This is a genomic window from Nocardia sp. CNY236 (assembly GCF_000482385.1).
Classification (GTDB): Bacteria; Actinomycetota; Actinomycetes; order Mycobacteriales; family Mycobacteriaceae; genus Nocardia.
Genome location: NZ_AXVD01000001.1, coordinates 253,525 through 276,743, shown reverse-complemented (window position 1 = coordinate 276,743; position 23,219 = coordinate 253,525). Strand labels below are relative to the sequence as shown.

At 64.5% G+C, this 23,219-nt stretch carries 17 protein-coding genes; 7 read left to right on the top strand and 10 right to left on the bottom strand.

What is annotated here, in order from left to right:
• Nucleotides 1-143: 143 nt before the first annotated feature.
• The 9 genes from K940_RS0101250 to K940_RS26530 all read right to left on the bottom strand — a co-directional run bounded on the left by K940_RS0101250 (nucleotide 144) and on the right by K940_RS26530 (nucleotide 11,878).
• Nucleotides 144-1,205 carry an alpha/beta hydrolase family protein gene (locus K940_RS0101250; protein ID WP_036527198.1) on the bottom strand — a complete coding sequence of 354 codons (1,062 nt, stop codon included), beginning with the start codon at nucleotides 1,203-1,205 and terminating at the stop codon, nucleotides 144-146.
• 276 nt (nucleotides 1,206-1,481) lie between these two features.
• Complete coding sequence (locus K940_RS0101245; RefSeq protein ID WP_051406770.1) at nucleotides 1,482-2,543, bottom strand: alpha/beta hydrolase family protein; 1,062 nt, start codon at nucleotides 2,541-2,543, stop codon at nucleotides 1,482-1,484.
• 170 nt (nucleotides 2,544-2,713) lie between these two features.
• Entirely contained in the window at nucleotides 2,714-4,672 is a 1,959-nt protein-coding gene (gene zomB, locus K940_RS0101240) for a flagellar motor control protein ZomB (protein ID WP_028476023.1), read from the bottom strand.
• A gap of 37 nt (nucleotides 4,673-4,709) precedes the next feature.
• Complete coding sequence (locus K940_RS0101235) at nucleotides 4,710-5,636, bottom strand: decaprenyl-phosphate phosphoribosyltransferase (RefSeq protein ID WP_028476022.1); 927 nt, start codon at nucleotides 5,634-5,636, stop codon at nucleotides 4,710-4,712.
• Nucleotide 5,637: 1 nt separating this feature from the next.
• A complete protein-coding gene (locus K940_RS26535; protein ID WP_051406793.1) occupies nucleotides 5,638-6,150 on the bottom strand; it encodes a phosphatase PAP2 family protein in 513 nt (170 codons plus the stop codon).
• A gap of 125 nt (nucleotides 6,151-6,275) precedes the next feature.
• Entirely contained in the window at nucleotides 6,276-8,240 is a 1,965-nt protein-coding gene (locus tag K940_RS0101225) for a glycosyltransferase (RefSeq protein ID WP_028476020.1), read from the bottom strand.
• A gap of 7 nt (nucleotides 8,241-8,247) precedes the next feature.
• Nucleotides 8,248-9,477 (bottom strand): UDP-galactopyranose mutase, encoded by a 1,230-nt coding sequence (gene glf, locus K940_RS0101220; protein WP_028476019.1) that lies wholly within the window; start codon nucleotides 9,475-9,477, stop codon nucleotides 8,248-8,250.
• A 159-nt stretch (nucleotides 9,478-9,636) separates the two neighbouring features.
• On the bottom strand, nucleotides 9,637-10,398 hold the full coding sequence (locus K940_RS0101215) for a MerR family transcriptional regulator (RefSeq protein ID WP_028476018.1): 762 nt from the start codon (nucleotides 10,396-10,398) through the stop codon (nucleotides 9,637-9,639).
• A 244-nt stretch (nucleotides 10,399-10,642) separates the two neighbouring features.
• Complete coding sequence (locus tag K940_RS26530) at nucleotides 10,643-11,878, bottom strand: SpoIID/LytB domain-containing protein (RefSeq protein ID WP_051406769.1); 1,236 nt, start codon at nucleotides 11,876-11,878, stop codon at nucleotides 10,643-10,645.
• A 342-nt stretch (nucleotides 11,879-12,220) separates the two neighbouring features.
• Here K940_RS26530 and K940_RS26525 point away from each other — a divergent pair, with 342 nt between their 5' ends.
• On the top strand, nucleotides 12,221-14,161 hold the full coding sequence (locus K940_RS26525; RefSeq protein WP_231390202.1) for an N-acetylmuramoyl-L-alanine amidase: 1,941 nt from the start codon (nucleotides 12,221-12,223) through the stop codon (nucleotides 14,159-14,161).
• 24 nt (nucleotides 14,162-14,185) lie between these two features.
• Here K940_RS26525 and K940_RS0101200 read toward each other — a convergent pair whose 3' ends face one another.
• Nucleotides 14,186-15,025, bottom strand: a complete 840-nt coding sequence (locus K940_RS0101200) for a Cof-type HAD-IIB family hydrolase (protein ID WP_036527055.1) — start codon at nucleotides 15,023-15,025, stop codon at nucleotides 14,186-14,188.
• Between the two features lie 150 nt (nucleotides 15,026-15,175).
• On the opposite strand from K940_RS0101200, the gene K940_RS0101195 reads away from it, so the two are divergent.
• The 6 genes from K940_RS0101195 to K940_RS0101170 all read left to right on the top strand — a co-directional run bounded on the left by K940_RS0101195 (nucleotide 15,176) and on the right by K940_RS0101170 (nucleotide 23,027).
• Nucleotides 15,176-16,153, top strand: coding sequence for an ABC transporter permease (locus K940_RS0101195; RefSeq protein WP_028476016.1), 978 nt, complete (start codon nucleotides 15,176-15,178; stop codon nucleotides 16,151-16,153).
• Nucleotides 16,150-17,070 (top strand): ABC transporter permease, encoded by a 921-nt coding sequence (locus K940_RS0101190; RefSeq protein WP_051406767.1) that lies wholly within the window; start codon nucleotides 16,150-16,152, stop codon nucleotides 17,068-17,070. Before K940_RS0101195 ends, K940_RS0101190 begins: the two co-directional genes overlap by 4 nt.
• Entirely contained in the window at nucleotides 17,067-18,944 is a 1,878-nt protein-coding gene (locus K940_RS0101185) for an ABC transporter ATP-binding protein (protein ID WP_051406766.1), read from the top strand. The genes K940_RS0101190 and K940_RS0101185 overlap by 4 nt, the downstream gene beginning before the upstream one ends.
• A gap of 66 nt (nucleotides 18,945-19,010) precedes the next feature.
• Entirely contained in the window at nucleotides 19,011-20,660 is a 1,650-nt protein-coding gene (locus K940_RS0101180) for an ABC transporter family substrate-binding protein (RefSeq protein WP_028476013.1), read from the top strand.
• Between the two features lie 37 nt (nucleotides 20,661-20,697).
• On the top strand, nucleotides 20,698-22,365 hold the full coding sequence (locus K940_RS0101175; protein WP_028476012.1) for an ABC transporter family substrate-binding protein: 1,668 nt from the start codon (nucleotides 20,698-20,700) through the stop codon (nucleotides 22,363-22,365).
• Nucleotides 22,362-23,027 (top strand): hypothetical protein, encoded by a 666-nt coding sequence (locus K940_RS0101170; RefSeq protein WP_028476011.1) that lies wholly within the window; start codon nucleotides 22,362-22,364, stop codon nucleotides 23,025-23,027. The genes K940_RS0101175 and K940_RS0101170 overlap by 4 nt, the downstream gene beginning before the upstream one ends.
• Nucleotides 23,028-23,219: the final 192 nt, after the last annotated feature.

Genomic DNA, 23,219 nt, shown 5'->3' with positions numbered 1-23,219 from the left:
ATTGTGATCGTCGACGAGATCTGCCGTGATGTATCGCGAGAAAACCGAGTGCCTCCGCTGCCACGCACCGAATACTGCGTGGAAGCGGAGGCTAACCGGATCAGAATACGATGGGCAACCGATACGGTGGCCCGAACTTTCCCTCAACCTATGTGTGCCGACATATCCGGAATCATGCGTGTCGCCTCATCGGCCCAGTTGTTCCAGTCGTGAATTCCATACGCCGGAAAGGAGTAGACCGCATTGCCGCCGCCCAAAGTCTGCATCCGAACCTGGAAGGCTCGCGTATTCGCCAGCGCCAGCGTCTCCAATCCCATGCCGTTGAGCGTGCCCATGCTCGGCGGATCCACCGCCGTGGGCAGGCCGCTACCGGCCGCCACCCACAGGCGCGTGCCGTTGCGCACCAAGTTGGGGGCGAAAACGAACGGGTCCATCCGCAACCACTGCGCGCTCCACGGCGGGGCCATCGAGTCCACGTTGTAGCCACCGGCGTCCAGCATGGCTGCACGAATCGCCTCGCGCATGCCGGGCGCCGAGTTGTTGAGGTACCCGGAAAACGAACCGGCGAAACTGAACTGGTCGGGATGGTACGCCGCCAGAGTCAGCGCGGCGCTGCCGCCCATCGACAGACCGAACACACCGTTACGATTCGGGTTGAATCCGAGCCGGTCACGCAACGCCCACCGCAGGTTCTCGGTCAGGAACGTCTCCCACTGGTAGCGATAGCTCTTGCCCGGTCCCTCGGCGAGGGCACCCAAAGCCCCGGAACCCGAGCTCGAGCCGGTACCCGCTGGGATACCGAAGAACTCGCTCGGGGCGACCCAGTCGGCGTAGAAGCTGGACATCCCGCCGACCGGCATGACCACGTTGATGTTCTGGCTCGCGAGGGTTTCCGGAATGGTCGTCTCGATCTCCCAGCCGTTCAGATCCTCCGGCGCCCGCAAGCCGTCCAACGCGTAGACGACGCGATTGGTATTGCCGTCCGCCGCACGCAGAATCCGGGACTTGATCGGCCCCATGCCGGAATCGACCCAGAAATCGAAGGCGGCAGGATTGTAGGCCGCCGACGCGGCGCCGCCACCCCCGGCAACAATGGTCCCGACCGAAGCCAGCAAGGCGATAGCGATACCGAGAACGCCTCGCCGCAACCAGGCGCCGGTAGATCGAGAGTTGTCGGGCTTACATGTGCGGCGCGCACTTCGCATCACATCGACCTTTCCCTCGGACAGTGGACTGAGCTGCAGCGACTTCGGGAACCGACATTCGCCGAGAAGCGGACGAATCGGCCGTGGCGCATACTCCACCCGGCCGATCCGATTCCCTCCCTCGAACCGACGAATTCCCCATGTTGCTAGATAGTGATCTGCACCACAACTATTGAAGTATTTGCGCTTCATTTTCGTCGGCGACGAATCCTCGACCGAAGCCATGCCGCAGCGCGGCCCTGCGACCGAACCCCAGGGCTGGCCAACGGTACCCGGCTACCCGATGTGCGCCGAGAGATCCGGGATCATCCGATACACCTCGGACTCCCAGTTGCGCCAATTGTGCAGGCCGACGCGCGGGAAGCTGTAGGTGACGTTGGTGGCGCCCAGCGTCATCATCCGCACCTGGAAGGCCCTGGTATTCGCCAACGCCAGCGTCTCCAAGGGCATACCTTGCACGACGTCCAGCAACGAATTCACGTCTCCCTCGGCCGGCCAACCACTGCCCGCCGCGATCCACAAGCGGGTGTTGTTGGCCTTGAGCCGCGGCGCGAAGACGAATGGGTCCATCCGCAGCCACTGCGAGCTCCATGGCGCGGCCATTGCGTCGATGTTGTAGCCCCCGGCGCTCAGCATCGCCACCCGGATGGCCTCGCGCATGCCCGGCGCGGAAATGTTCAGGTATCCGGAGTAGGAACCGGCGAAGCTGAACTGGTCGGGGTGGTACGCGGCCAGGGTCAGCGCGGCGCTGCCGCCCATCGACAGACCGAACACACCGTTGCGATTCGGGTTGAATCCGAGCCGGTCACGCAACGCCCACCGCAGGTTCTCGGTCAGGAACGTCTCCCACTTGTAGGTGTTGACCTTGCCGAGTGTCTCGTTCCACCCGGACGAACCGGTCATCGCCGAACCCGAGGACGACATCGAGGCGCCCGAACCGGTGGGGAGACCGAAGAAGTTGCTCGGTGCGTTCCAGTCCGCGTAGAAACTCGACGGTCCACCGACCGGCATGACCACATTGATGTTCCACTTGGTCAGCTCGCGCGCGACCTCGGTGTCGATCTCCCAGCCGCTCAGGTCGCTACGTGCTCGCATGCCGTCGAGCGCATATACGACACGACCGGTATTGCCGTCGGCTGCGCGGAAGATACGCGACTTGATCGGCCCCATCTCGGAATCGACCCAGAAGTCGAAACCATCCGGATTGAACGCCGCCGACACCTCGGCAGGCTGCGCTGCCACCGATATGGTGAGCGGTAGCACGACAGCCAGTGACATCAGTGTCGACCGTTTGAACCATGAGCCTGCTCTTCGAGTGTTCCCGCCACGCCCGACCATCCGTTTCACCCTTTCGTTCAACAGCGACAGGGGCAAGCGGTGCACACCATAACCCGCAGACGCCCCTGATCCGCGGAAGCCACGGCCAGCACAGAGTGGTCGACGCCGGCGCGCCAGCACGAAAACAGGGATCTACCCAGGCGCGCGGTTCGGCTACGAAAGGTTCGGGCTCAGCGTGGGACGACCGGATCGATCAGGCCGCAGCGCTGGATCTCGTACTTCGGCACCCGCTCTATGTGGTAGTCGGCGAATCGAAAGGCATTGCGCACGTTGTGGCGAAAGCGCTCGAAGGTGAGCGGTCCGCGCGAGGACAGCAGCAACGCCTGAGTATCGGGGCAGGTCAGCGCAGTGCGCGCCTGAGCGACCCATTTTTCGTCGAGATACCACGGCAGCCATGGCTTCTTGTCCACCATGCCGGTGTCCGCGATGACCCAATCCGGATACAGGCTCTTGTCGTGCCCGATTCGACCGTCGGCGAGCCGACCGGTATGGGCAGCCAAGGGGTACGCCAAGCCCATCGGGTCGATGACACGAACGTCCAATGGAACATTCATACTGGTCATGCCCAGATTCAAGAAATAGACCGTGTGCCCGACGCCACCTTCGGGGATCGGCGCCGGAGGTCGAGCCACATACCAGAACATGAACGACGGCGAGTTGAGCAGCAAGCCGCCGTCCGGCGTGGCCGCGATGTCGTCGACCATCGCACGCACCCGCGGATAGTCCAGGTAGTCCTCCGCGAGAATCGGATGGTCGCGGCCGGTCTGGAGCACGTAGTAGACGCGCTCGTCGACGATGCCGGTGGACGAGATCTCGGTGCCCGACGTGATCGCAGTGGTACCCGCCGCGAACAGCGCCCACCCCGACGTCCCGACCACGGCGCCCGCGAGAACTGCGAACGACCAATCGCCCGAGCGCATGGCGTGCAGGCTTGCCCTGGGCCTGGACAGGGGAAGCACCGCGACCGGAAGCAGCACGAGGAACACCTGCGGCAGCAGCATCCGACCGTGCATGAAGTCACCACCGACCCGCAGCGCATACAGCGTGAGCAGCAGACCAGCGACCACGAACACGGCGACCACGGCACTCGGCGAACGCAGCCGGCGGCGCACCTGCCCGGCAGACCACCGAGGTGACCCATTCGACACCGAGCCATGGTCGCCGGACGCTACCGAGCCATGGTCGCCGGACGCTACCGCGACATGGTCGCCGGGCGCTACCGGTCGGGCGATACGCACCCGGGCGGCGACCACGCCGGCTACCAGCAGCACCGACAACGGCACCCACAGAAAATACGGACCGACCAGGTCCCAGAGGTAGGTGAAGCCCTGGCCCCACTTGGCGCCACCGGCGTCCTTCGCGACAGCGGTGTTCGGGTAGGGCAGGCCGTAGTAGCCCATCCGCCAGATCTGGTAACCCAATGGAACGGATCCGGCCACGACAACGATCACCGCACGCAGCACGACCGGATGCAGTCGGCTCTCGGGCATGGGCGCCAGGAAGATCATCCCCAGCACGAGAACCCCCAGCAGCGCCATCTCCGGTCGGATCAATGGGGCCAGCCCGGCCACGAAGACCAGCGCGAGCAGTCCGGGCACCCGAACCGGTCGGGCTCGACTCCATCGCATCGTCTGCCACCACAGCAGCCCGATCCAACAGATCACCAAACCGCTCTCCAGCCCGGAGGTGGCATAGTCTCGTGCCGGCGGCAGGGCGACGTACACCAGCACTCCCGCCGGCAGCAGCACGGTGGAACCGCTGCCACCCCACAGTCTGGCCGACCCGAGCATGGCGAACACCACCGCGGCCAGTGACATCGTGAGCGCGAGTGCGAGCACCACGTATTCGAGTCGGGCTTGAGTCGACCAGCTGAAGAACCAGACGAGATAGGTCCACGCGGTGCTGGTATTGGTTTCGACCCGCTCTCCCTGATTGAAGACCGGTCCGTTGCCCGCGAGGAGATTGCGTACGGTACGCAACACGATCAGGCCGTCATCGGCGATCCAGCGCCGCTGCCAGCCGCCGATCGCGAAAAGGAGAACGGTGAGCACGATCCCACCGACGAACGTGGTAGCGGACAGAACCGCGAACCGCGACGGCCGCCGCGCCGACGCATCGGCGGGCCGCAGTGTCGCGTATTCGGTTCGTTCCCCTACCAACGGGTCGTCAGGTGAGATAGACAGCGACACCTACCGCTCCGATCCAGGTGACTGCGAGGCACTGCAGGACTCGATCCCCGAGTGCGATCTCTTCGGGCTCACCGGCCTCGCCACCATCGACGTCGACCGCGTAACGCAGGATTGCGATCGTAAACGGGATCATCGAGATCGCGAACCACCCGGTGTCACTGGCACGGTCTCGTTCGAAGGCCCACAGCCCGTAGAACACCACCACCGCGGTCGCAGCCAGAGTCCAGATGAAGCGCAGATAGGTAGGGGTGTAGTACTCGAGCGACTTACGGATCTTCGCACCGGTGGCCAGCGCGATCTGTAGCTCCGCATACCGCTTGCCCGCCGCCATGAACAACGAGCCGAAGGCCATGATCAACAGGAACCATTGCGAGATCGGGATGCTCGCCGCCGCGCCACCGGCTACCGCGCGCAGCAGAAAGCCCGAGGACACGATGCAGATGTCCAGCACCGCTTGATGCTTGAGGCCGAAGCAGTAGGCCAGCTGAATGCCGATGTAGACCGCCATCACCACAGCCAGGTGCCAGGACGCGAGGAAGGACCCGGCAATCGACCCGGTTAGCAGTACCGTCGCGAGGGTGTAGGCCACGTTCACCGGGACGATGCCTGCCGCGATCGGCCGCAACCGCTTGGTCGGATGCGCGCGGTCGGCTTCGACGTCGAGCGCGTCATTGATCAAGTAGATGCCCGACGCCGCCATGCAGAACATCACGAAGGCCAACCCGACCGGCGCGAGCACGTCTACATCGGTGACCGTGCCCGCAGCCAGCGGGGCCGCGAGCACCAGGACATTTTTGACCCACTGCCTCGGACGAACGGCCTTGACCAGGCCACCGGCCAACGTCTTGGGCGGGCCCTTGACAACGGCCTCGGCCACGTCGGCGCCGGTCGGCTCTTCACTCATGTCAACCAAGGCTCTTTCTTGTGCGGTCACTGTCGAGTCTCTTTTCGGCGGCGAGCAGGGCAGCGGCAGACGCGGCGCCGAGTGCGGAACCGGCGAGCACGTCGGAGGGATAGTGCACCCCGAGAACCACACGGGAGAGCAACATCGGGGGAACGAGCACCGCAGGCAAGGGTAGCCCGGTCGTGGCGCCGAGCAATACCGCCGCCGCTGTGGTCGAGGTCGCATGCGACGACGGGAAACTCAGCTTGCTCGGTGTCTTCACGTTGACCTGCACCGATGGATCGTTGGGACGCGGACGCCGCACGATGCGCTTGAGCACGATCGACGCCGCGTGCGCACTCACCGCACCGACCGCGACCCCGGCCCATTGCCGGCGCCGTGACCTGTCCACCAACCACCCGGCGGCAGCGATGCCGACCCAGCCGAGCGCGTGCTCGCCGAAATGTGACATCCCGCGGGCTGCGGACACCACGGCGGGCTTGCCGCCCACGGCGGCCTGCACAGCGTTGATGATCGCTACCTCCCGCGGCGGAACCGATGGTGATTGCTCGGATCTCGCCGTATGCGCGGCGACCGGGCGGCCGTGGCCATTCGCACTGGGTAACGACCGGTCACTCGCACCGCTCGCTGCGAAACTCACTACTGACCATCCTTCGTGTCGTCGCCGATGCCGAAAACCCTTTCCCACGCGGCAGTGCTGCTCAACTGCGAGTGGGCGGCACGATAGCGCTGTTGCATCTCCGGGAAGCGAGTTGCCAGCTCCCGACGCAGGCGCATGGCCTCCACGAACAAGGCAAGCGCCCGGCGCGGGTCGCGTTTACGGTAGACGACGCCGCGGCCGTCGGCGGTGGTAACGGTGACACCGTCGACCTGAGAGAGCAGAAACCAGCGCGCGTCCAACGTCGGGACATTCAGTTGCGGAGTCACATGGTGTTCCGTGCGTGCGGGGCGAACAGTGCGCGCCACGCCCTTCAGCAACCGCACCACCTTGGCGATCGGGTTGCCGGGCTCGCCGACCGCACCGACCCCGGCCCGGCTGGCCAATGGAAGTTCGGTGGACGAAGGCAGAACGACCGCGTCCGGATACTGCTTGCGCACGGCGTGGACCGCACCCAACGCGCTGGGCAGCAGCTGGAACAGTTGTTGCGGGCCAGCGAGGAAGTCGCGAATGGCCACATTCTGGATGGCGACCGTGGAATATTCCAGGCACAGCAGGTGCTTGACGGTCGCCTTGATCGTGTCGACGACCATCCCGCGGCCGTTGCCCGGCAGGTGCAACGAGGCGACGACCAGACGGTTACGCAGGTGGAAGTAGGCCTGCCAGTCGATGGCGTCGTCCTTGTCGCTCCAGGCCATGTGCCAGACGGCTGTGCCGGGCAGAGTCACCGTCGGGTAGCCAGCGGCACGGGCACGCAGGCCGTACTCGACGTCGTCCCATTTGAGGAACAACGGCAGAGGCTGGCCCAGCTCTTCGGCGACGCGACGCGGGATGACGCAGGTCCACCAGCCGTTGAAATCGACGTCGATGCGCCGGTGCAGCAGCTTGGAGTTGTCCCGGTCCTTGAGCGGGTACCTCGAAAAGTCGTGGTCGTATTCGACATTCGGCGCTGCGGTCCACATGAAGACATTGCGGTCGACCACTTCGCCCATGACGTGCAAGTGCGATCGCTCCTGCAGATTGAGCATCTGACCGCCGACCAGAACCGGCGATTTCGCGAATCTGGAGAAGGCCAAGGCACGCAGAATCGAATCCGGCTCGATTTCGATGTCGTCGTCCATGTAGACGATGAACTCGGCATCGGTAGATTTCAGCGCCTCGTACATGACTCGGCTGTAGCCCCCGGAGCCACCGAGGTTGGGCTGATCGTGAATGGTCAGCCGATCACCCAGGGCAGCTGCCGACTCCGCGAAACCGGGCTCGTCGCCGACCTTTTTCGTCCCCTGATCCGGAATGATCACCGCCGCGATCTTGTCCAGTACCAAGGCGTCCGAGCCGAGAGCGGCGAGGGTTTTCACCGCATCGGCCGGCCGGTTGAAGGTGGGCATACCGACCGCGATGCTGCCCTCGCCCGGCGCCTCGACCGGCGCGTACCACCCACCGGACAGCACCGTGACCGATGTATCGGTGGTGATGTCGAACCACAACCAACCGCCGTCCTCGAACGGGCCGAAGTCGGTCTCGAATTCGACGACCACCGGGCCGTTGGCGGCGGCGATGGGGTCGGATCCGATGTCGTGTCCGCCGGAGAACTCCTTGCCCTGCACGTGGATTCGCGAACCGTCGGCCTTGGACCGATACATGTCCACGCGACCGTGGCCGTCCAGTTCCAGCCGGAGCACGACCGAGGTGAGGGTGGTCCACCGCCGCCAGTAACTCGCTGGTAGGGCGTTGAAGAACGTGCAGAACGAGACCTCGGACTCCGCGCCGATCGACAGTGACGTGCGGGTGGCGGCATGTGCGCGGCGGGCGTTGGTGGCCGACTCCTCGACGTAGAGGGTACGGACGTCCAGCGGCTCGCCCGGACGCGGCAGAATGATGCGCTGCAACAGTGACTTCGCACGCGTCTCGACGGCCGTGTCTTCCACGATGGTCTGGAAGGTCATTGTGTTCCTATGCCTCCGGGGCGGCCGTGAGCGGCGCGCCGTGTTCCAGGTGCGGGCCAAGCACATTGTCGAACATGCTCAGCGCACTGCCGATCGCCATATGCATATCCAGATATTGGTACGTGCCCAGACGGCCACCGAAAACGACGTTCGCCGTCGCGGTCTCGTTCTTGGCCAGCTCGCGGTAGGCCAGTAGCCTCGCCCGGTCCTCCGGCGTATTGATCGGGTAATAGGGCTCGTCACCGGTCTGCGCGAACCGCGAATACTCCCGCATGATCACGGTCTTGTCGGTCGGGTAGTCCCGCTCCGGGTGGAAATGCCGCGGTTCGAGGATGCGGGTATAGGGCACATCCGCGTCGTTGTAGTTCATCACCGCGGTGCCCTGGAAGTCGCCGACCGGCAGCACCTCGGTCTCGAAATCGATCGTGCGCCAGCCCAGCTCGCCTTCACGGTAGTCGAAGTATCGGTCCAACGGACCGGTATAGACCACCGGCGCCAGCGGATTGTCGGCACGCAACTGCTCGCCCACTTCGAACCAGTCGGTATTCACCCGCACCTCGATCAGGTCGGACGCCACCATGTTCTCCAGCCACGCCGTGTAGCCGTCGCGGGGCAGACCTTCGTAGGTGTCGTTGAAGAAGCGATTGTCGAACGTATAACGGACCGGGAGGCGAGTGATCACCTCCGGCGGCAGGTCCTTCGGGTCGGTCTGCCACTGCTTGGCCGTGTAGTCGCGGATGAACGCTTCGTAGAGCGGCCGGCCGATGAGCGAGATGGCCTTCTCTTCGAGGTTCTGCGCGCGCTCGGTCTCGATCTCGGAGGCCTGTTGAGCGATCAACTCACGGGCTTGCTCCGGCGAGAAGTACCGGCCGAAGAACTGGGAAACCAATCCGAGGCCCATCGGGAACTGATAGGCCTGCCCCTTGTGCATGGCAAAAACGCGATGCCGGTATCCGGTGAACTCGGTGAACTGCGTGACGTAATCCCATACTCGCTTGTTCGAAGTGTGAAATAGGTGTGCGCCATACTTGTGAATCTCGATCCCCGTTTCGGGATCCGGCTCCGAGTAGGCGTTGCCGCCCAGATGATGGCGGCGTTCGACCACCAGAACCCGTTTTCCCAGCACGGTGGCGGCACGTTCGGCAATTGTCAGTCCGAAGAAACCGGACCCGACCACGATCAGATCGAACTGTGAAGCAGAAGAGAGGGAACTACCCGGGGACGATGCGACGGTCACGGGAGCCCAGCGTATCGGAAGTCCCTCCCGCGGCCGGGCGGAGCCGGAAGCCGCGCGGGCCGGCACAGCCTACGCATCCGGCGACCTCCCGCAACCCGTCGAGCGCACCACACGGCCGGCACACCGGTTTCGGCGTGCCGGCCGCTGTGCGCGTTTCACCTACAGTCGCCGCTCGGCGTAGATCGTCATCGCCTCGCGAACGAACTCGGCAGTACCCGGCCCGTGTGCGTCGTAGTTGGCCGCGAATCGCGAATCCGTGACGTACATCTCACCCAGCCCGACAAAGGCTTCCTTCGCCGGGCGCTTCTGCCAGCCCACACCGACCCAATCGTAGTGACGCTGCACAATGGCCTGCACCTCGTCACTGTCGGGCAGGGCTCCGGCTGCGCGGGCCCGACCGTAGTCGGCAGCGATGTCGATATGAGTCTGGGCAAAGGCCTTCTTGTCCTTCTCGGAGGTCGAGCGCCACCATCGGTCGCTGTCCTCGTAAGCCTCCTTCCCCCAGCGCTCGATCACCTCGTCTCGGTATTTCGTATGGTCGAAGCCGTCGAAAACGTCCTGCACCACGAGTTGTTCACCACTTTCGGTCTTGTGCAACATTGTCGATACCGACTCGATCTGGCGCCGGATCCGGTCCTGTTCCTGCTGGAGCAGTTCGAGATGTGTGCGCAGCGCGGCCGCGGAGTCCTGCTGGCCGGCGAGCACTTCGGCGATGACCGGGAGGCCGAGGCCGAGTTCTCGCAGCAGCAGGATGCGCTGCAGCCGCACCAGGGAGTGTCGGTCGTAGTAGCGATATCCATTGGTGCCCACCCGACTGGGCGGCAACAACCCGATCTGCCCGTAATGGCGCAGCGTTCGACTCGTGGTACCGGCTGCCTTCGCCAGGTGCTGAATCGACCATTCTTCGGTGACCGTGCTCACAACCGCGTTCTCCCTCCTGCTCTCGTCGGTGTACCCAGCCTGCACATTGACGCAACGTCAAAGTCAACCCGGAATTCACCAGAAGGGCAACACGCCGAATCGACGCCACCCCGAATCCGCCGATACAACCGGTGAGACCACTCTTCGCCGGCCCCGACGACTCCCATTGCCAATGGTTTGCCATGCGGTGAGACCCACCACACCACATCGTGGCGGATACCGACGTAGGGCCTACGCGGGGTTGCTACTGGGCCGGCACGGCGGTTGCGGCCGCAGCCACACCGGGTGGTGTGGGCGCATGCGCCGCGCTGCCAGGCAGAGCAGCCTCGGGCGCCGGCTGATCCTCGAGCGACTGCGGCGCCGGCTGGAGAACCGTCGTGAAATCGACGACCTGCGCACCGAGAGCTGGCGTGGCGACGATGACGCCATTGGTATAGAGCCGGTACGTGCCCGCGTGCTGTGGCAGGATCATCTCCGGTCCGAGTGGCGTGCCGACAGCGCTGTTCGGTCCGCCGATCCGGCGATATTCGGCCTCGATCGCCGAGACGGCCTCCGATGCCCGGTGCCCCGACTCATCGGACGGTGCGCGGTGGTGCGGACCCGGCACCAACACAATCCCCGCGGTGGACTCCACGGCAGCGGCCCATCGCGGGTCTTCCTTCGTGGTGCCCAGGTATTCCTGACAGTCGCTGGTGTCGCAGGTCTGGGCATACGAATAGCGTCGCTCGTCCAGAACATACGAGCGCGCTGCGATAGCCTGCGCCCGCAGCGCTTCGGCCGCGCCTTGGTCCGCCCATTCTGCACGCATTCCCCCGGGAACCACGCCGAGCAGATAGTCCTCGACGTTCACGCGATTGACCGTATGAACCACGCCGTTCTCGGTGACGGCGTTCTCGGTGACAGCGTTCTGCCCGGTCACGGCGTTCTGCTCGGTGATGATGCCGAGCGAGCCGCGATACGCCGGCCCATCGCACACGGTGAGATGTTCCGCTCCGGGACGATTCGGCCGAGGATCGACCGGGTGGATCCACGGGTCATCGGTCTGCGCCTGCCACAGCACGTGGCCGCCACAGCCGGAGGTCACGACCACGGTGGCTCCGCCTTCGGGCAACGGGGTCAGATACGCAACTCGACCGGGCTCCACCAGACGGCCCGCTGCCCACAGGCCACCGGCGGCATGAGCCGCCAGGGTGAAGCCGTCGCGCTCGACGAGCCGTACGTCGACAGGTGTGGGCTCGGTCGTCGCCAGAACGGCCTCGGGGTCGGACTGTTCGAGGATGCGTTGTGCCGTCCAGCCCATCCGTGCACTCTCGAACGCAACGACCGGGTTCGGGTCACGTCGTACCTGCGTATCGGACAAAGCCCGGTACGGTGCAGCGCTCGACCACTCGATGGGTTGGGTAGTCCCAGCAATCATTGCCGCCAACCCGATCAGCACTGGAATCACCATCGTCGCGCCGATCGAGATTCCTCGGCGCATTGTTCTGATCCTGACCACAGAAATCGTTCTCACCAGCATCGTGCACCTCGGTACCGGAATCCTTTCCAGGGCATCCCGTCACTTCCTTGGTGTGCTCGTTTGTGGTTTCGGCAAGCGCGAACGGCATGTCGCCACATCCATTCACCTTGCAATAGCTACATTCAAGCAATCATATAATCCTCAACCTGAGGTTTATATTTGGTGATTAGTGTGATCATTGTGACTGTTGATACATCAAGCAGTGACCTCGAACAGCTCATGATCACCGGTTCGACCTGATTGGAGATGCTCGTGCGGCACCGAAAACCGAAACGTTCCTACGTGCTCCCGATGGTCACCACTATGACGCTCGCGGCCCCGCTCGCCGCACTCACGCTCGACGAATCCGGTGGCTACCGCGTCACCACCAACAGCGAACCCGCCGCGGTGTCGGCCCAACTGGCCGAGATCGCACTCGCCAGCGCACCCGACATCGTCCTGCCGCTTCGGGAACTCACCGGATTGGACTTGCCCGACCTGCGCCTGACGGACCTACGCATGCTGGCCGCCCCGGAATCCCTCCCGGCTCCGGGCGCCATGCCCGTGCCGCCTGCAGTGCATCTCCCCGACGACAATCCGGTCCCCGAAATCGACGCCGGTCGACCATTCGCTCTCGACGACACGCGAGATCGAATGGTCACGACCACGGCTCCGCCCGTCACGCCGACGACCACGGCTCCGCCCGTCACGCCGGTCGGCGAACCCCTCGTAGGCTTCGTCGCCGATCCAGATCGACTCCGACCCGGCATCACCCCCGACACACCCGCACTGGCTCCCGGCGCTGTATCGCAGGACTTGCTCGGCCGCGTGGGCACGCAGGTGAAGGAACTCTCCAGCGACACCCCGTTCAGCATGGTGGCACTCACCGGCGAGACCCTCGACGGCACCACAGCGACGATCCGCGCTCGGCAACCCGACGGCACGTGGGGGGCCTGGTTCGACTCCGAACCGGTCGGTACCCACGGCGCTGTCCTGGGTACCGACGGTACCGAACCGATCTACGTCGGAAGCACCAACAAAGTGCAAGTTCTGGTCACCCGCAAGATCGCACCGGAGCCGACTCCGGTCGCCCAGGCCGTGCCCGGCACGGACACCACCCAGCCCGTCGCCGACCTGACTGCCGTGCTCATCGATCCCGGCCGCGGACCGGTCGACGGATTGCTCCACGAAGTGGCGGTCGCGCTGCCCGGCGGCGGCCCCACCGTGATCACCCGTACCCAATGGGGCGCCGACGAAGCTCTCCGTTGCGAGGAACCGACCTACGACGACGGACTCGGCGGCGTCACCGTACATCACACCGCGGGCCGCAACGACTACAGCAAATCCGAATCCGCGGGAATAGTCCGGGCGATCTACACCTACCACGCGAAAACACTGGGCTGGTGCGACATCGGCTACCACGCCCTGGTCGACCGGTTCGGTCAGATCTTCGAAGGGCGTTTCGGGGGACTCGACCGACCCGTACAGGGCGCACACACCGGCGGGTTCAACGAGAACACAGCCGGTATTGCGCTGATGGGCAACTACGAGTCGACGCAACCGACGAACAAGACCATCGACGCGGTGGGCGCCCTTGTCGGGTGGCGTACCAAGGTCGCGGGCCTGGATCCCAAGGGGTACACCACGATGTACTCCGAGGGCACCTCCTACACGCCGTACGCGCGAGGTGCCGCCGTCCGACTGCCGATCGTGTTCGCCCACCGCGACGTGGGCAAGACGAGCTGCCCTGGCGACGCGGCCTACGCACAGATGGATCGCATTCGAGACATCGCGGCAGGCGCGCCGGGCGCGTCCGGCGGGCTCCAAAACTCGAATTTCGAGTCCGACTTGGCCGCACTCGCCGAACTCACGGTCGACCTGCTGAACATGGTGCACGACAGCATCATCGCCGAGTACTGGTCCCAATCGGGTGGACCCGCTGGACCACTCGGTGCTGCCCGGTCGGAGGTGCTGCCCGCCGCCCAGGGACAGCAGTATGCGGAGTTCGCCGACGGCCACCTCTACACCGCACCAGACGGACAGGTCGTCGCGGTCCTCGGCGCCATCCGAGACCGTTTCGTGCAACTCGGTGCGGACACCGGCGCACTGGGACTACCCCTGCGCGACGCCTACCCGGTCCCGGACGGTCTGCGCGCCGAATTCCAGCACGGGTCACTGATTCTCGATCGGCTCACCGGGATCATCACCACCGTGTGGAACACCGACGGCCACGACAAGCAACCGAACCACACCTCACATGGATGATTCGGGCCGATCCACCCAGACCGCTCACACCCACCACCGTTCGAGAATGCGCGCTACTCCGTCGTCGGAGTTCGACTCGGCGACTTCGTCGGCGACGGCGAGCGCTTCGGGGTGAGCGTTACGCATCGCGACGCCATGGCCCGCCATGGCGAGCATGGGTACGTCGTTGGGCATGTCGCCGAACGCGACGATGTTCTCGGCGGCCACACCGAGCCGTTGCGCGACCGTCGCGAGTCCCGACGCCTTGGTGACCCCCGGAGCGGACAATTCGATGAGCCCGTGTTCGGTCGAATAGGTGATATCGGCGCGCGCGCCGACCAGCGGAGCGAGCACCGCCCGCATGTCCGAACTGCGCGCACCGGGCAACCGAATCAACATCTTGATCGCGGGCGCGTCGATGACCTCCTCACGCGCGACCGAGGTGTCGTCCGGGTTGAGCCACGCGTGCTCGTACAGCGGCGAGCTGACGAACTGCGGCGTGACCGCATCGTGCGCGCTCGCACCCACGCGTTCGGCGGCGAGACCGCAACCGGGCAGCGCCCGCTCGGCAACATCGGCGATCCATGCGAGTGTAGCCACCTCCAGCGCCATACTGCCCAGAACCCGGTCGGTCGCGCTGTCGTAGATCACCGAACCGTTGCCGCATACGCACAGGGGCGAGAAGCCCAGCTCGTCGACCACCGGGTCGATCCAGCGGGGCGGACGCCCGGTGGCCAAGACGAAGGGCACCCCATCGGTGATCAGGGCGCCGACCGCAGCCTTGGTGCGCGCCGTGACCCGCTCATCGTGATCGATGAGCGTCCCGTCCACATCGGTGGCAACCATCTTCGGCTTGGGCAGATACAGGGGCGTCACCTCTTCCATCCTGCCGGACGGCCTGGGGCGGCGCCCCACTCGCCATCGGATCGCAATCGGACATGCCCGCGCATCTCGTCGCACGCGCCTGCAACCACGTCCTTATGATCGGGGCTAATTTACCGACGCTGGCGCGACCAGCCGAATGACCGAGGACTGATGACGGGCTTCCTGCTACGACGCGCGCTCAACTATGTCGTGCTGTTGCTGCTGGCTTCCTTCCTGACCTTCAGCGTGGCGTCTCTGACATTTCGGCCCCTGGACAGTCTCGAACAACGCAACCCACGGCCACCACAAGCAGTAATCGATGCCAAAGCAGAAGAGTTGCACCTCAACGATCCGATTCCGCAGCGATATCTCACGTGGATCAGCGGCGTGGCGCGCGGCGACTTCGGCACCACGCTCGCCGGACAGCCGGTGAGCGAGGAACTTCCACGGCGCGTCGCGGTGAGTTTGCGACTGCTGATCATCGGCTCGGTGGTCGGCACCGCACTCGGAGTTCTGATCGGCGCGGCCGGCGCGATCCGGCAGTACAAATTCAGTGACTACTTCACCACGGTGACCTCGCTACTGGTGCTGAGCACACCGATCTTCCTGCTCGCCACGATATTGAAATACGGTGCTTTGGAGATCAATTCGCTCACCGGCACACAGATCTTCCTCTATACCGGCGAAACATCGGCGAACGTGATCGAAGGGTTCTGGCCGCAATTGCTCGACCGCATTCAGCATCTGATCCTGCCCACGACGGCCCTCGCACTGGGCTCGATGGCCGGCTACAGCCGCTACCAGCGCAATGCGATGCTCGATGTGCTGCAGAGTGATTTCATCCGCACCGCGCGTGCGAAAGGCCTCACTCGCAGCAAGGCGCTCTACAAGCACGGTCTACGTACCGCCCTGATCCCGATGGCCACACTGTTCGCCTACAGCCTCGGCGGCTTGATCACCGGCGCGACGTTCACCGAGAAGATCTTCGGCTGGCACGGCGTCGGAGAATGGCTGGTCGACTCCGTCAATGCCCAGGATCTGTACGTTGTGGTCACGGTGACCATGTTCGCCGGATTGGTCGTGCTGGTGTCGGGACTGCTGTCCGACATCGTGTACGCGATTCTGGACCCCAGGGTGCGTGTGGGATGAGCACCGAAGCAGAAATCATCGTCCAAGGTGCACCAGAGGGCGCGATCGGGCGACGCAAGCTGGTCGTGCGCCGATTCCTCCGGAACAAACCCGCCGTCACCGGCGGGGTGATCCTCGTCGTGTTGTTCGTCGCCAGCTTCGCGCTTCCGCCCATGCTGCCCTATGACTACCAGCAACTGGACTACACGGCATTGCTCCAGCCGCCGAGCGCCGAGCACCCGTTCGGCACCACCTTGATCGGCCAGGATGTGCTGGCACAGACTCTGCGTGGCCTGCAGAAGTCTCTGATCATCGGCCTGTGTGTCGCCTTGTTCTCCACTTTCATCGCGGCGACCGCCGGTTCCGTAGCCGGATTACTCGGCGGCTGGACCGATCGCGCGATCATGTGGTTGGTCGACTTGCTGCTGGTCATTCCGAGCTTCATCATCATCGCGTTGTTCGCACCGCGGACGAAAGGCAGCGGATCCATCGTGCTGCTGATCGTGCTGCTGTCCTGCTTCGGCTGGATGATCTCCGCCCGTATCGTGCGCGGCCTGACACTGAGCCTGCGCGACCGCGAATTCGTCCGAGCTGCGCGCTACATGGGCGCGCCGACCCGCCGAGTGATTCTGACGCATATCATCCCGAACATCGCCTCCATCCTGATCATCGACACCACGCTCGCCGTCGGCGCCGCGATCATGGCCGAAACCGGACTGAGCTTCCTCGGTTTCGGTGTGCAGCCACCCGATGTGTCGCTGGGTTCGCTCATCGCAACCGGTACCGCCTCGGCGCTGACCTATCCTTGGCTGTTCATGTTCGCTGGTGGCCTGCTGATCATTACCGTGTTGTGCGCGAACCTGGTTGGTGACGGGTTGCGTGACGCCTTCGATCCCAGTGCCAAGCGAGCTCGGTCGACGAAGAAGGCACCGGCATGATCCGCGCGGGAACGACCACGAAACCGGTCGGGGAACACTCGACCGCACCGTTGCTCGAGATCACCGACCTGCGGGTGAGTTTCCCCAGCGAAGAAGGTCGGGTTGCCGCGCTGCGCGGGGTCACCTACTCGGTATCCGAGGGAGAGGTGCTCGCCATCGTCGGCGAGTCCGGTTCGGGCAAATCGGTCTCCGCGTTGGCGACGATGGGGCTGCTGCCTGACCAGGCGCGGATCACCGGTTCCATCCGATTCCGAGGCCGCGAACTCCTGGGACTCGGCGACCGAGCATTGTCCAAACTCCGCGGTGGTTCCATCAGCATGGTCTTCCAAGACCCGCTGTCCGCGCTCACCCCTGTCTACCGGGTGGGTGACCAAATCGCCGAAGCCCTGCTGGCACACACAGCGATGAGCAAGTCCGCGGCCGCGCGCCGGGCGGTGGAATTGCTGGATCTGGTCGGTATCCCCGATCCCGAAGTACGGGCCACCGCGTTTCCGCACGAGTTCTCCGGCGGCCAACGGCAGCGTGTCGTCATCGCGATGGCGATCGCCAACGATCCGGCGCTGATCATCTGCGACGAGCCGACAACGGCGCTCGACGTGACAGTACAGCAGCAAATCTTGAATCTGCTGCGCAAGGCACGCGATATCACCGGCGCGGGCGTCATCATGATCACGCACGACATGGGTATCGCCGCCACACTCGCAGACCGCGTCGCGGTGATGTATGCGGGTAGGGTCGTCGAGACCGCGTCTGCCGCGCAGTTGTTCGATTCGCCGCGCATGCCCTATACCGTGGGACTGCTCGGCTCGATTCCACGCATGGACGGGCCTGCACGCCGCCCGCTGATTCCCATCGCCGGTGCGCCGCCCGCCATGCACGCGCTGCCACCGGGCTGCTCGTTCGCACCACGCTGCCCGGTTGCGGTCGAGGAATGTTCGACCGATGAGCCGCCACTGGGGATCACCGATCCGGAGCACGCTGCCGCCTGCATTCGCACCGCCGATCTCGGCACGCACGCGCTGTTCGAGGCCTATCGCAGTGAGATCGGCGAACCACCGGCGGAGGCGGAGGTGGAGCCCGAGGTGGTTGTGCGGGTTTCGAACCTGGTGAAGGTCTTTCCGATCACCTCCGGTGTGGTGTTGCGCCGGCGAAAGGGCGAGATCAGGGCGGTCGATGGCATCAGCTTCGAAGTACGCGCCGGGCGGACATTGGCGTTGGTCGGCGAATCGGGCTCCGGCAAGTCCACCACGCTCGCCCAGATCCTCGAGCTGACCCGCCCGCAGTCGGGTGTCATCGAAATCCTGGGCAGCGATGTCGCGGCGGCGAGCAAGGCGCGCAAACGCGAGATCCGCCGCAAGATGCAGATCGTCTTCCAAGATCCGACCGCCTCCCTGGATCCGCGTCTGCCGATTTTCGACGCACTCGCCGAGCCGCTGCGCATCGACGGCCGTCCGCGGGCCGACATCGTGCGCCGAGTACCTGAACTGCTCGAGCAGGTCGGGTTGCGCCCGGAACACGCCGACCGCTACCCGGCCGACTTCTCCGGCGGCCAGAAACAGCGCATCAGCATCGCCCGCGCGCTCGCGCTGGATCCGGAACTGCTGGTGCTGGACGAGCCGGTCTCCTCGCTGGACGTTTCGATCCAAGCCGGCGTGCTGAATTTGTTGCGCGATCTACAGACCGCACGAGGGTTGTCGTATCTGTTCGTCTCGCACGACTTGTCCGTGGTGCGCAACCTCGCCCATGACATCGCGGTGATGTACCAGGGAAAGATCGTCGAATACGCTGCGGCGGAGCAGATTTTCTCCGCCGCCCAACACGAGTACACCAGGGCGCTGATCGATGCAGTGCCGCTGCCGGTCATCAGCAGGTAGGAGGACAGCGCGATTCGTATCCGATCGAACAACGGTGGCACCCGACCACCCCGGACTCGCTGGGCGGTGGCCGTCGTCGCGCTCGGTGCACTGCTGATCGGCGGGTGCGGCGCCAACGACTCCGAATCGGCCCGGGGACTTTCCGGTGCGCTGGGCACCAGCAGTGACATCAATCCGATGCCCCCGGACGGCGTACGCGAAGGTGGCAACCTGCGATTGGCGGTCACCGCATTTCCCGGAAATTGGAACACACTGTCCAACGACGGGAACGAAGGCGAGATCGCCGACATCGAGCGCCCCTTGATGCCGCGCGCGTTCACCACCGACTCCGCCGGGCGGCTCACGGTCGACAAGGACTACTTCACCGATGTCCAGCTCACCGGAACCTCCCCGCAACAGGTCACCTACACCATCAACCCGAAAGCGATGTGGTCCGACGGGACCCCGATCACCTGGGAGGACATCCGTTCCCAGGCATGGGCACTCAGCGGCGCCGACAAGAGGTTCCTGATCGCGATCACCAATGGCTTCGATCGGGTGGCAGGAGTGGAGCGTGGCGTCGACGATCGACAAGCCGTCATCACCTTCGACCAGCCCTACGCGGAATGGCGAGGCCAGTTCGCCGGGAACGCGGCGTTGTTCCCCAGATCGGTCACCGCAGACCCCGAGTCGTTCAATCACAGCCTCGTCGACGGTATGGGTCCCACAGCAGGGCCGTTCCTGATCCAGTCCACCGATCGTGCCCAGGGTCGCATCGTGTTGGCTCGCAATCCGACATGGTGGGGCAACCAGCCGAAGCTGGCCACCATCACCTACACCGTGCTCGATCGGGCCGCCTGGGTGAGCGCGCTGCAGAACAACGAACTGGACGCCGTACGTCTGAGCACGATCGACGACGTCATGGCGGTGCGCGGCACTCCGGGACTCGTGGTCCGTCGGGCGCCTGGCAACCGGTGGCGGCATATCACGTTCAACGGCGCCCCGGGCTCCATCCTCGCCGACCCGAAACTGCGCGTGGCCATTGCAAAGGCCATCGACCGCCAGGGCATCGCCAACGCAATCCAGAACGGACTGGTGGAGACGCCAGCGCCGTTGAACAATCACGTTTTCCTGCAGGGGCAGCAGGGCTATCGAGACAACAGTCTCGACTACGACCCGGACGTCGCTGCCAAGGAACTCGACGAGTTGGGCTGGACACTGCGTGGAAACTTTCGTGAAAAGGACGGCCGCAGACTGGTCATCCGCGACGTCATGTACGCCGAGCCCACCGGCATACAGATTGCACAGATCATCCAGCAGAACCTGGCCAGCGTAGGTGTCGAGTTGGTGATCGACACGAGACCACGCGCCGGCTTCTTCACCGACGTCGTCCAGCCAGGCGATTTCGATGCCGTGCAGTTCGTCTTCACCGGCGACGCATTCCCGCTCAGCAGCATCCCCCAGGTGTACGCGTATCACCCCGACGACCTGCAGGCAAACTTCGGACGCATCGGTTCGCCCGCACTGAACGCCCTCATCGACCGCACGCTGTCGGAACTGGACCCGCAGAAGGCAATCGAGTTGGCCAACCGCGTCGACCGCGCCGTCTTCGAAGAAGGCCACTCGCTGCCACTGACTCAGTCCGAAGGAAACTTCGGTGTGCGCGCGAGCCTCGCCAACTACGGGTCCGCTGGACTCGCATCCTACGACTACACGACGATCGGATTCGTGAAATGATTCCCAGCCAACTGTCCATGGGCAGGAAGGACCACCCATGAGTATTCGCACGCTCGGCGCCCGGTTCATGATTCCGTGGGTCGCTCTTGGGCTGATCGCGGCGGGTTGCTCCAGTGACAGGGCTGGCGCCCCGGGCTCCAACACCATCGGAAGTGGCAACCAGATCAACGCGAAGGACTCGAGCGAGCTCCGCGAGGGCGGCAATCTCCGACTGACGATCACGAACTTCCCCCCCACCTTCAACAGCTGGCACGTGGATCGGAACGCAGCTGTCTCGGAGGTGGTGAGCTGGACCATGCCGAGTGCCTTCCAGTCGGACACGACCGGCGGATTAACAGTCGATCGGAACTATTTCACCGATATCGAGCTGACCGACGAGGATCCGCAGAAGGTCACCTACACCATCAACCCTGACGCGGTGTGGTCGGACGGCAGCCCGATCACCTGGGAAGACATGGCCGCTCAAGCGGCCGCACTGAACGGATCCGACGAGAGTTTCCTCGTCGCGGCGAACGTCGGGTTCGATCGAGTGGAGAAGGTGGAGCGCGGAGTCGACGATCGACAGGCTATCGTGACTTTCGCACGGCACTACGCGGAGTGGAAGGGCCAATACGGCATTCTCTATCCCAAATCCTTGTTCGCCACGCCGCAGACATTCGACGAGTCCTATCGCAATGGCATGCCGTTGAGCGCTGGACCGTTCATGATCAGCTCCATCGATCGGGGGCAGAATCGCATCACCTTGAGTCGCAATCCACTGTGGTGGGGTGACCCACCCAAGCTCGACACGGTGACCTTCAGTGTGCTGGACTACTCGGCGCGCCTCGCGGCCTTACAGAACAACGAAATCGACTCGGTCGAGATTTCTGGAATCAACGAGTTGACGACCGCGCAGAACACACCCGGTGTCAGCGTTCTGCGCACACCGTTGCCACGCTTCTCACACTTCACCTTCAACGGTGCTCCCGGTTCCATCCTTGCCGACCCCAGGCTGCGGCGAGCCATTGCAAAAGCGATCGACCGCCAAGCGATCGCGGAGGCCAGCCTGTTCGGGGTGGTCGAGGATCCGACGCCCTTGGACAACCACATCTTCATGGCCGGTCAGCAGGGGTATCAGGACAATGCTGATGTCATCGCCTACGACCCTCGAGCGGCGGCGAGGGAGCTCGACGCGCTCGGGTGGACACTGAACGGTGACGTCCGAGAAAAAGACGGACGCAAGCTCGAGATCCGCGATGTCATGTATCAGCAGGACCAGTGGGTACAGGTGGCCCAGATCGCTCAGCAGAATCTCGCCGCCGTGGGCGTGAAGCTGAAGATCGAGACCTACCCCGGACAGGGTCTGTTCACCGACATCATCGATCCAGGGAACTTCGATATCGCCCAGTTCTCCTGGGGCGGAAGCGTACTTCCGCTCGGCGCGCTACCGCAGATCTACGCCTACGATCCGAACAATCTGCGCTCCAACAAAGCCCGCATCGGATCATCGGAGCTCAACGACGTGATCGAGGAAACGATCTCCGAGCTCGACCCGAAGAAGGCGATCGAACTGGCCAATCAAGCAGATCGAATGATCTTCGAAGAGGTCCATTCACTTCCGATTGCGCAGTCGGCGGGCCTGGTGGCTCAGCGCAACGATCTCGCCAATTTCGGCGCGTTCGGCCTGGCATCACCGGACTACACGAAAGTCGGCTTCGTGAAGTGAGTTTCGGAGCTGGTCATCCGCTGAGCTATCCATTGCTGACGACCCTCGGCACCCTCGCGACATGCACCGCGTGGGCGCTGTTCGCCACCGTGGACCAGGTAGCGGCGCTCGCGGCCGTGGCTCTCGGTGTCCTCGGGTACACGGGGTATCGATTCGCGGTTGCTGTCGGCCTGCTGCGCATACGGCGTTCGGGCCATCCACGCACGGTCCGAGTCGCTCGTGTTCATCAATTCCACCGCCTGACCAGCCGCTCGTGGCTCGAGATCGATGGCGAGGGTGCCGGCCCGCAGTGGGTTCCCGTGTACTTCGACCCAGCGCTGACCACCCTCACCAAGGCCGAGGCAGACCTCGGTGATCGCGTGGTGCACAGCGCTGGGCGACGTCTCTACCCGTCCGGTCGCATCCGCGGCAGCGAACCTCCAGGCCGCCTGATCGACAATCCGAGCCGTCCGGACCCCGCCGCCCCTGCCGAGACCGCGAAGGCCCTGCGCCTACGGCGGCGCCTCCTGCTGGATGCGCAACCGGCCGTCGCCGCCCCGCTCGCCGCGTTGCTGTGGGTATTCCTGGACGGCGGCGGACTGCCAGCCTTCCTCGGCGCCACGACCGTCGCCGCCATGGCGGCGACCTGGCTGTCGGCCATTCGCGGCTCCGACCCCACCTGAGGTATCACCCAACCGACGCGCCGTGGCGCTGCCACCGCATGGGCAGTCGCGGGTCCACAGTCGATCGACGCGCATACTGCGCTGGTCATCGCCTGAACGCAGTGTCGACTATGTGTTCTGGGCGACATTCCACCCTGACAATAAACCCTAGGGGGGTATGGTGTACCCAAGGCGTCACACGGACCGCGGCGC

Coding starts and splice junctions, on each gene's coding strand:
- K940_RS0101250 (WP_036527198.1), bottom strand. CDS start 1,205: ATGCGAAGTGCGCGCCGCACATGTAAGCCCGACAACTCTCGATCTACC.
- K940_RS0101245 (WP_051406770.1), bottom strand. CDS start 2,543: ATGGTCGGGCGTGGCGGGAACACTCGAAGAGCAGGCTCATGGTTCAAA.
- K940_RS0101235 (WP_028476022.1), bottom strand. CDS start 5,636: ATGAGTGAAGAGCCGACCGGCGCCGACGTGGCCGAGGCCGTTGTCAAG.
- K940_RS0101225 (WP_028476020.1), bottom strand. CDS start 8,240: ATGACCTTCCAGACCATCGTGGAAGACACGGCCGTCGAGACGCGTGCG.
- K940_RS26530 (WP_051406769.1), bottom strand. CDS start 11,878: ATGCGCCGAGGAATCTCGATCGGCGCGACGATGGTGATTCCAGTGCTG.
- K940_RS26525 (WP_231390202.1), top strand. CDS start 12,221: ATGACGCTCGCGGCCCCGCTCGCCGCACTCACGCTCGACGAATCCGGT.
- K940_RS0101200 (WP_036527055.1), bottom strand. CDS start 15,025: ATGGAAGAGGTGACGCCCCTGTATCTGCCCAAGCCGAAGATGGTTGCC.
- K940_RS0101195 (WP_028476016.1), top strand. CDS start 15,176: ATGACGGGCTTCCTGCTACGACGCGCGCTCAACTATGTCGTGCTGTTG.
- K940_RS0101190 (WP_051406767.1), top strand. CDS start 16,150: ATGAGCACCGAAGCAGAAATCATCGTCCAAGGTGCACCAGAGGGCGCG.
- K940_RS0101185 (WP_051406766.1), top strand. CDS start 17,067: ATGATCCGCGCGGGAACGACCACGAAACCGGTCGGGGAACACTCGACC.
- K940_RS0101175 (WP_028476012.1), top strand. CDS start 20,698: ATGAGTATTCGCACGCTCGGCGCCCGGTTCATGATTCCGTGGGTCGCT.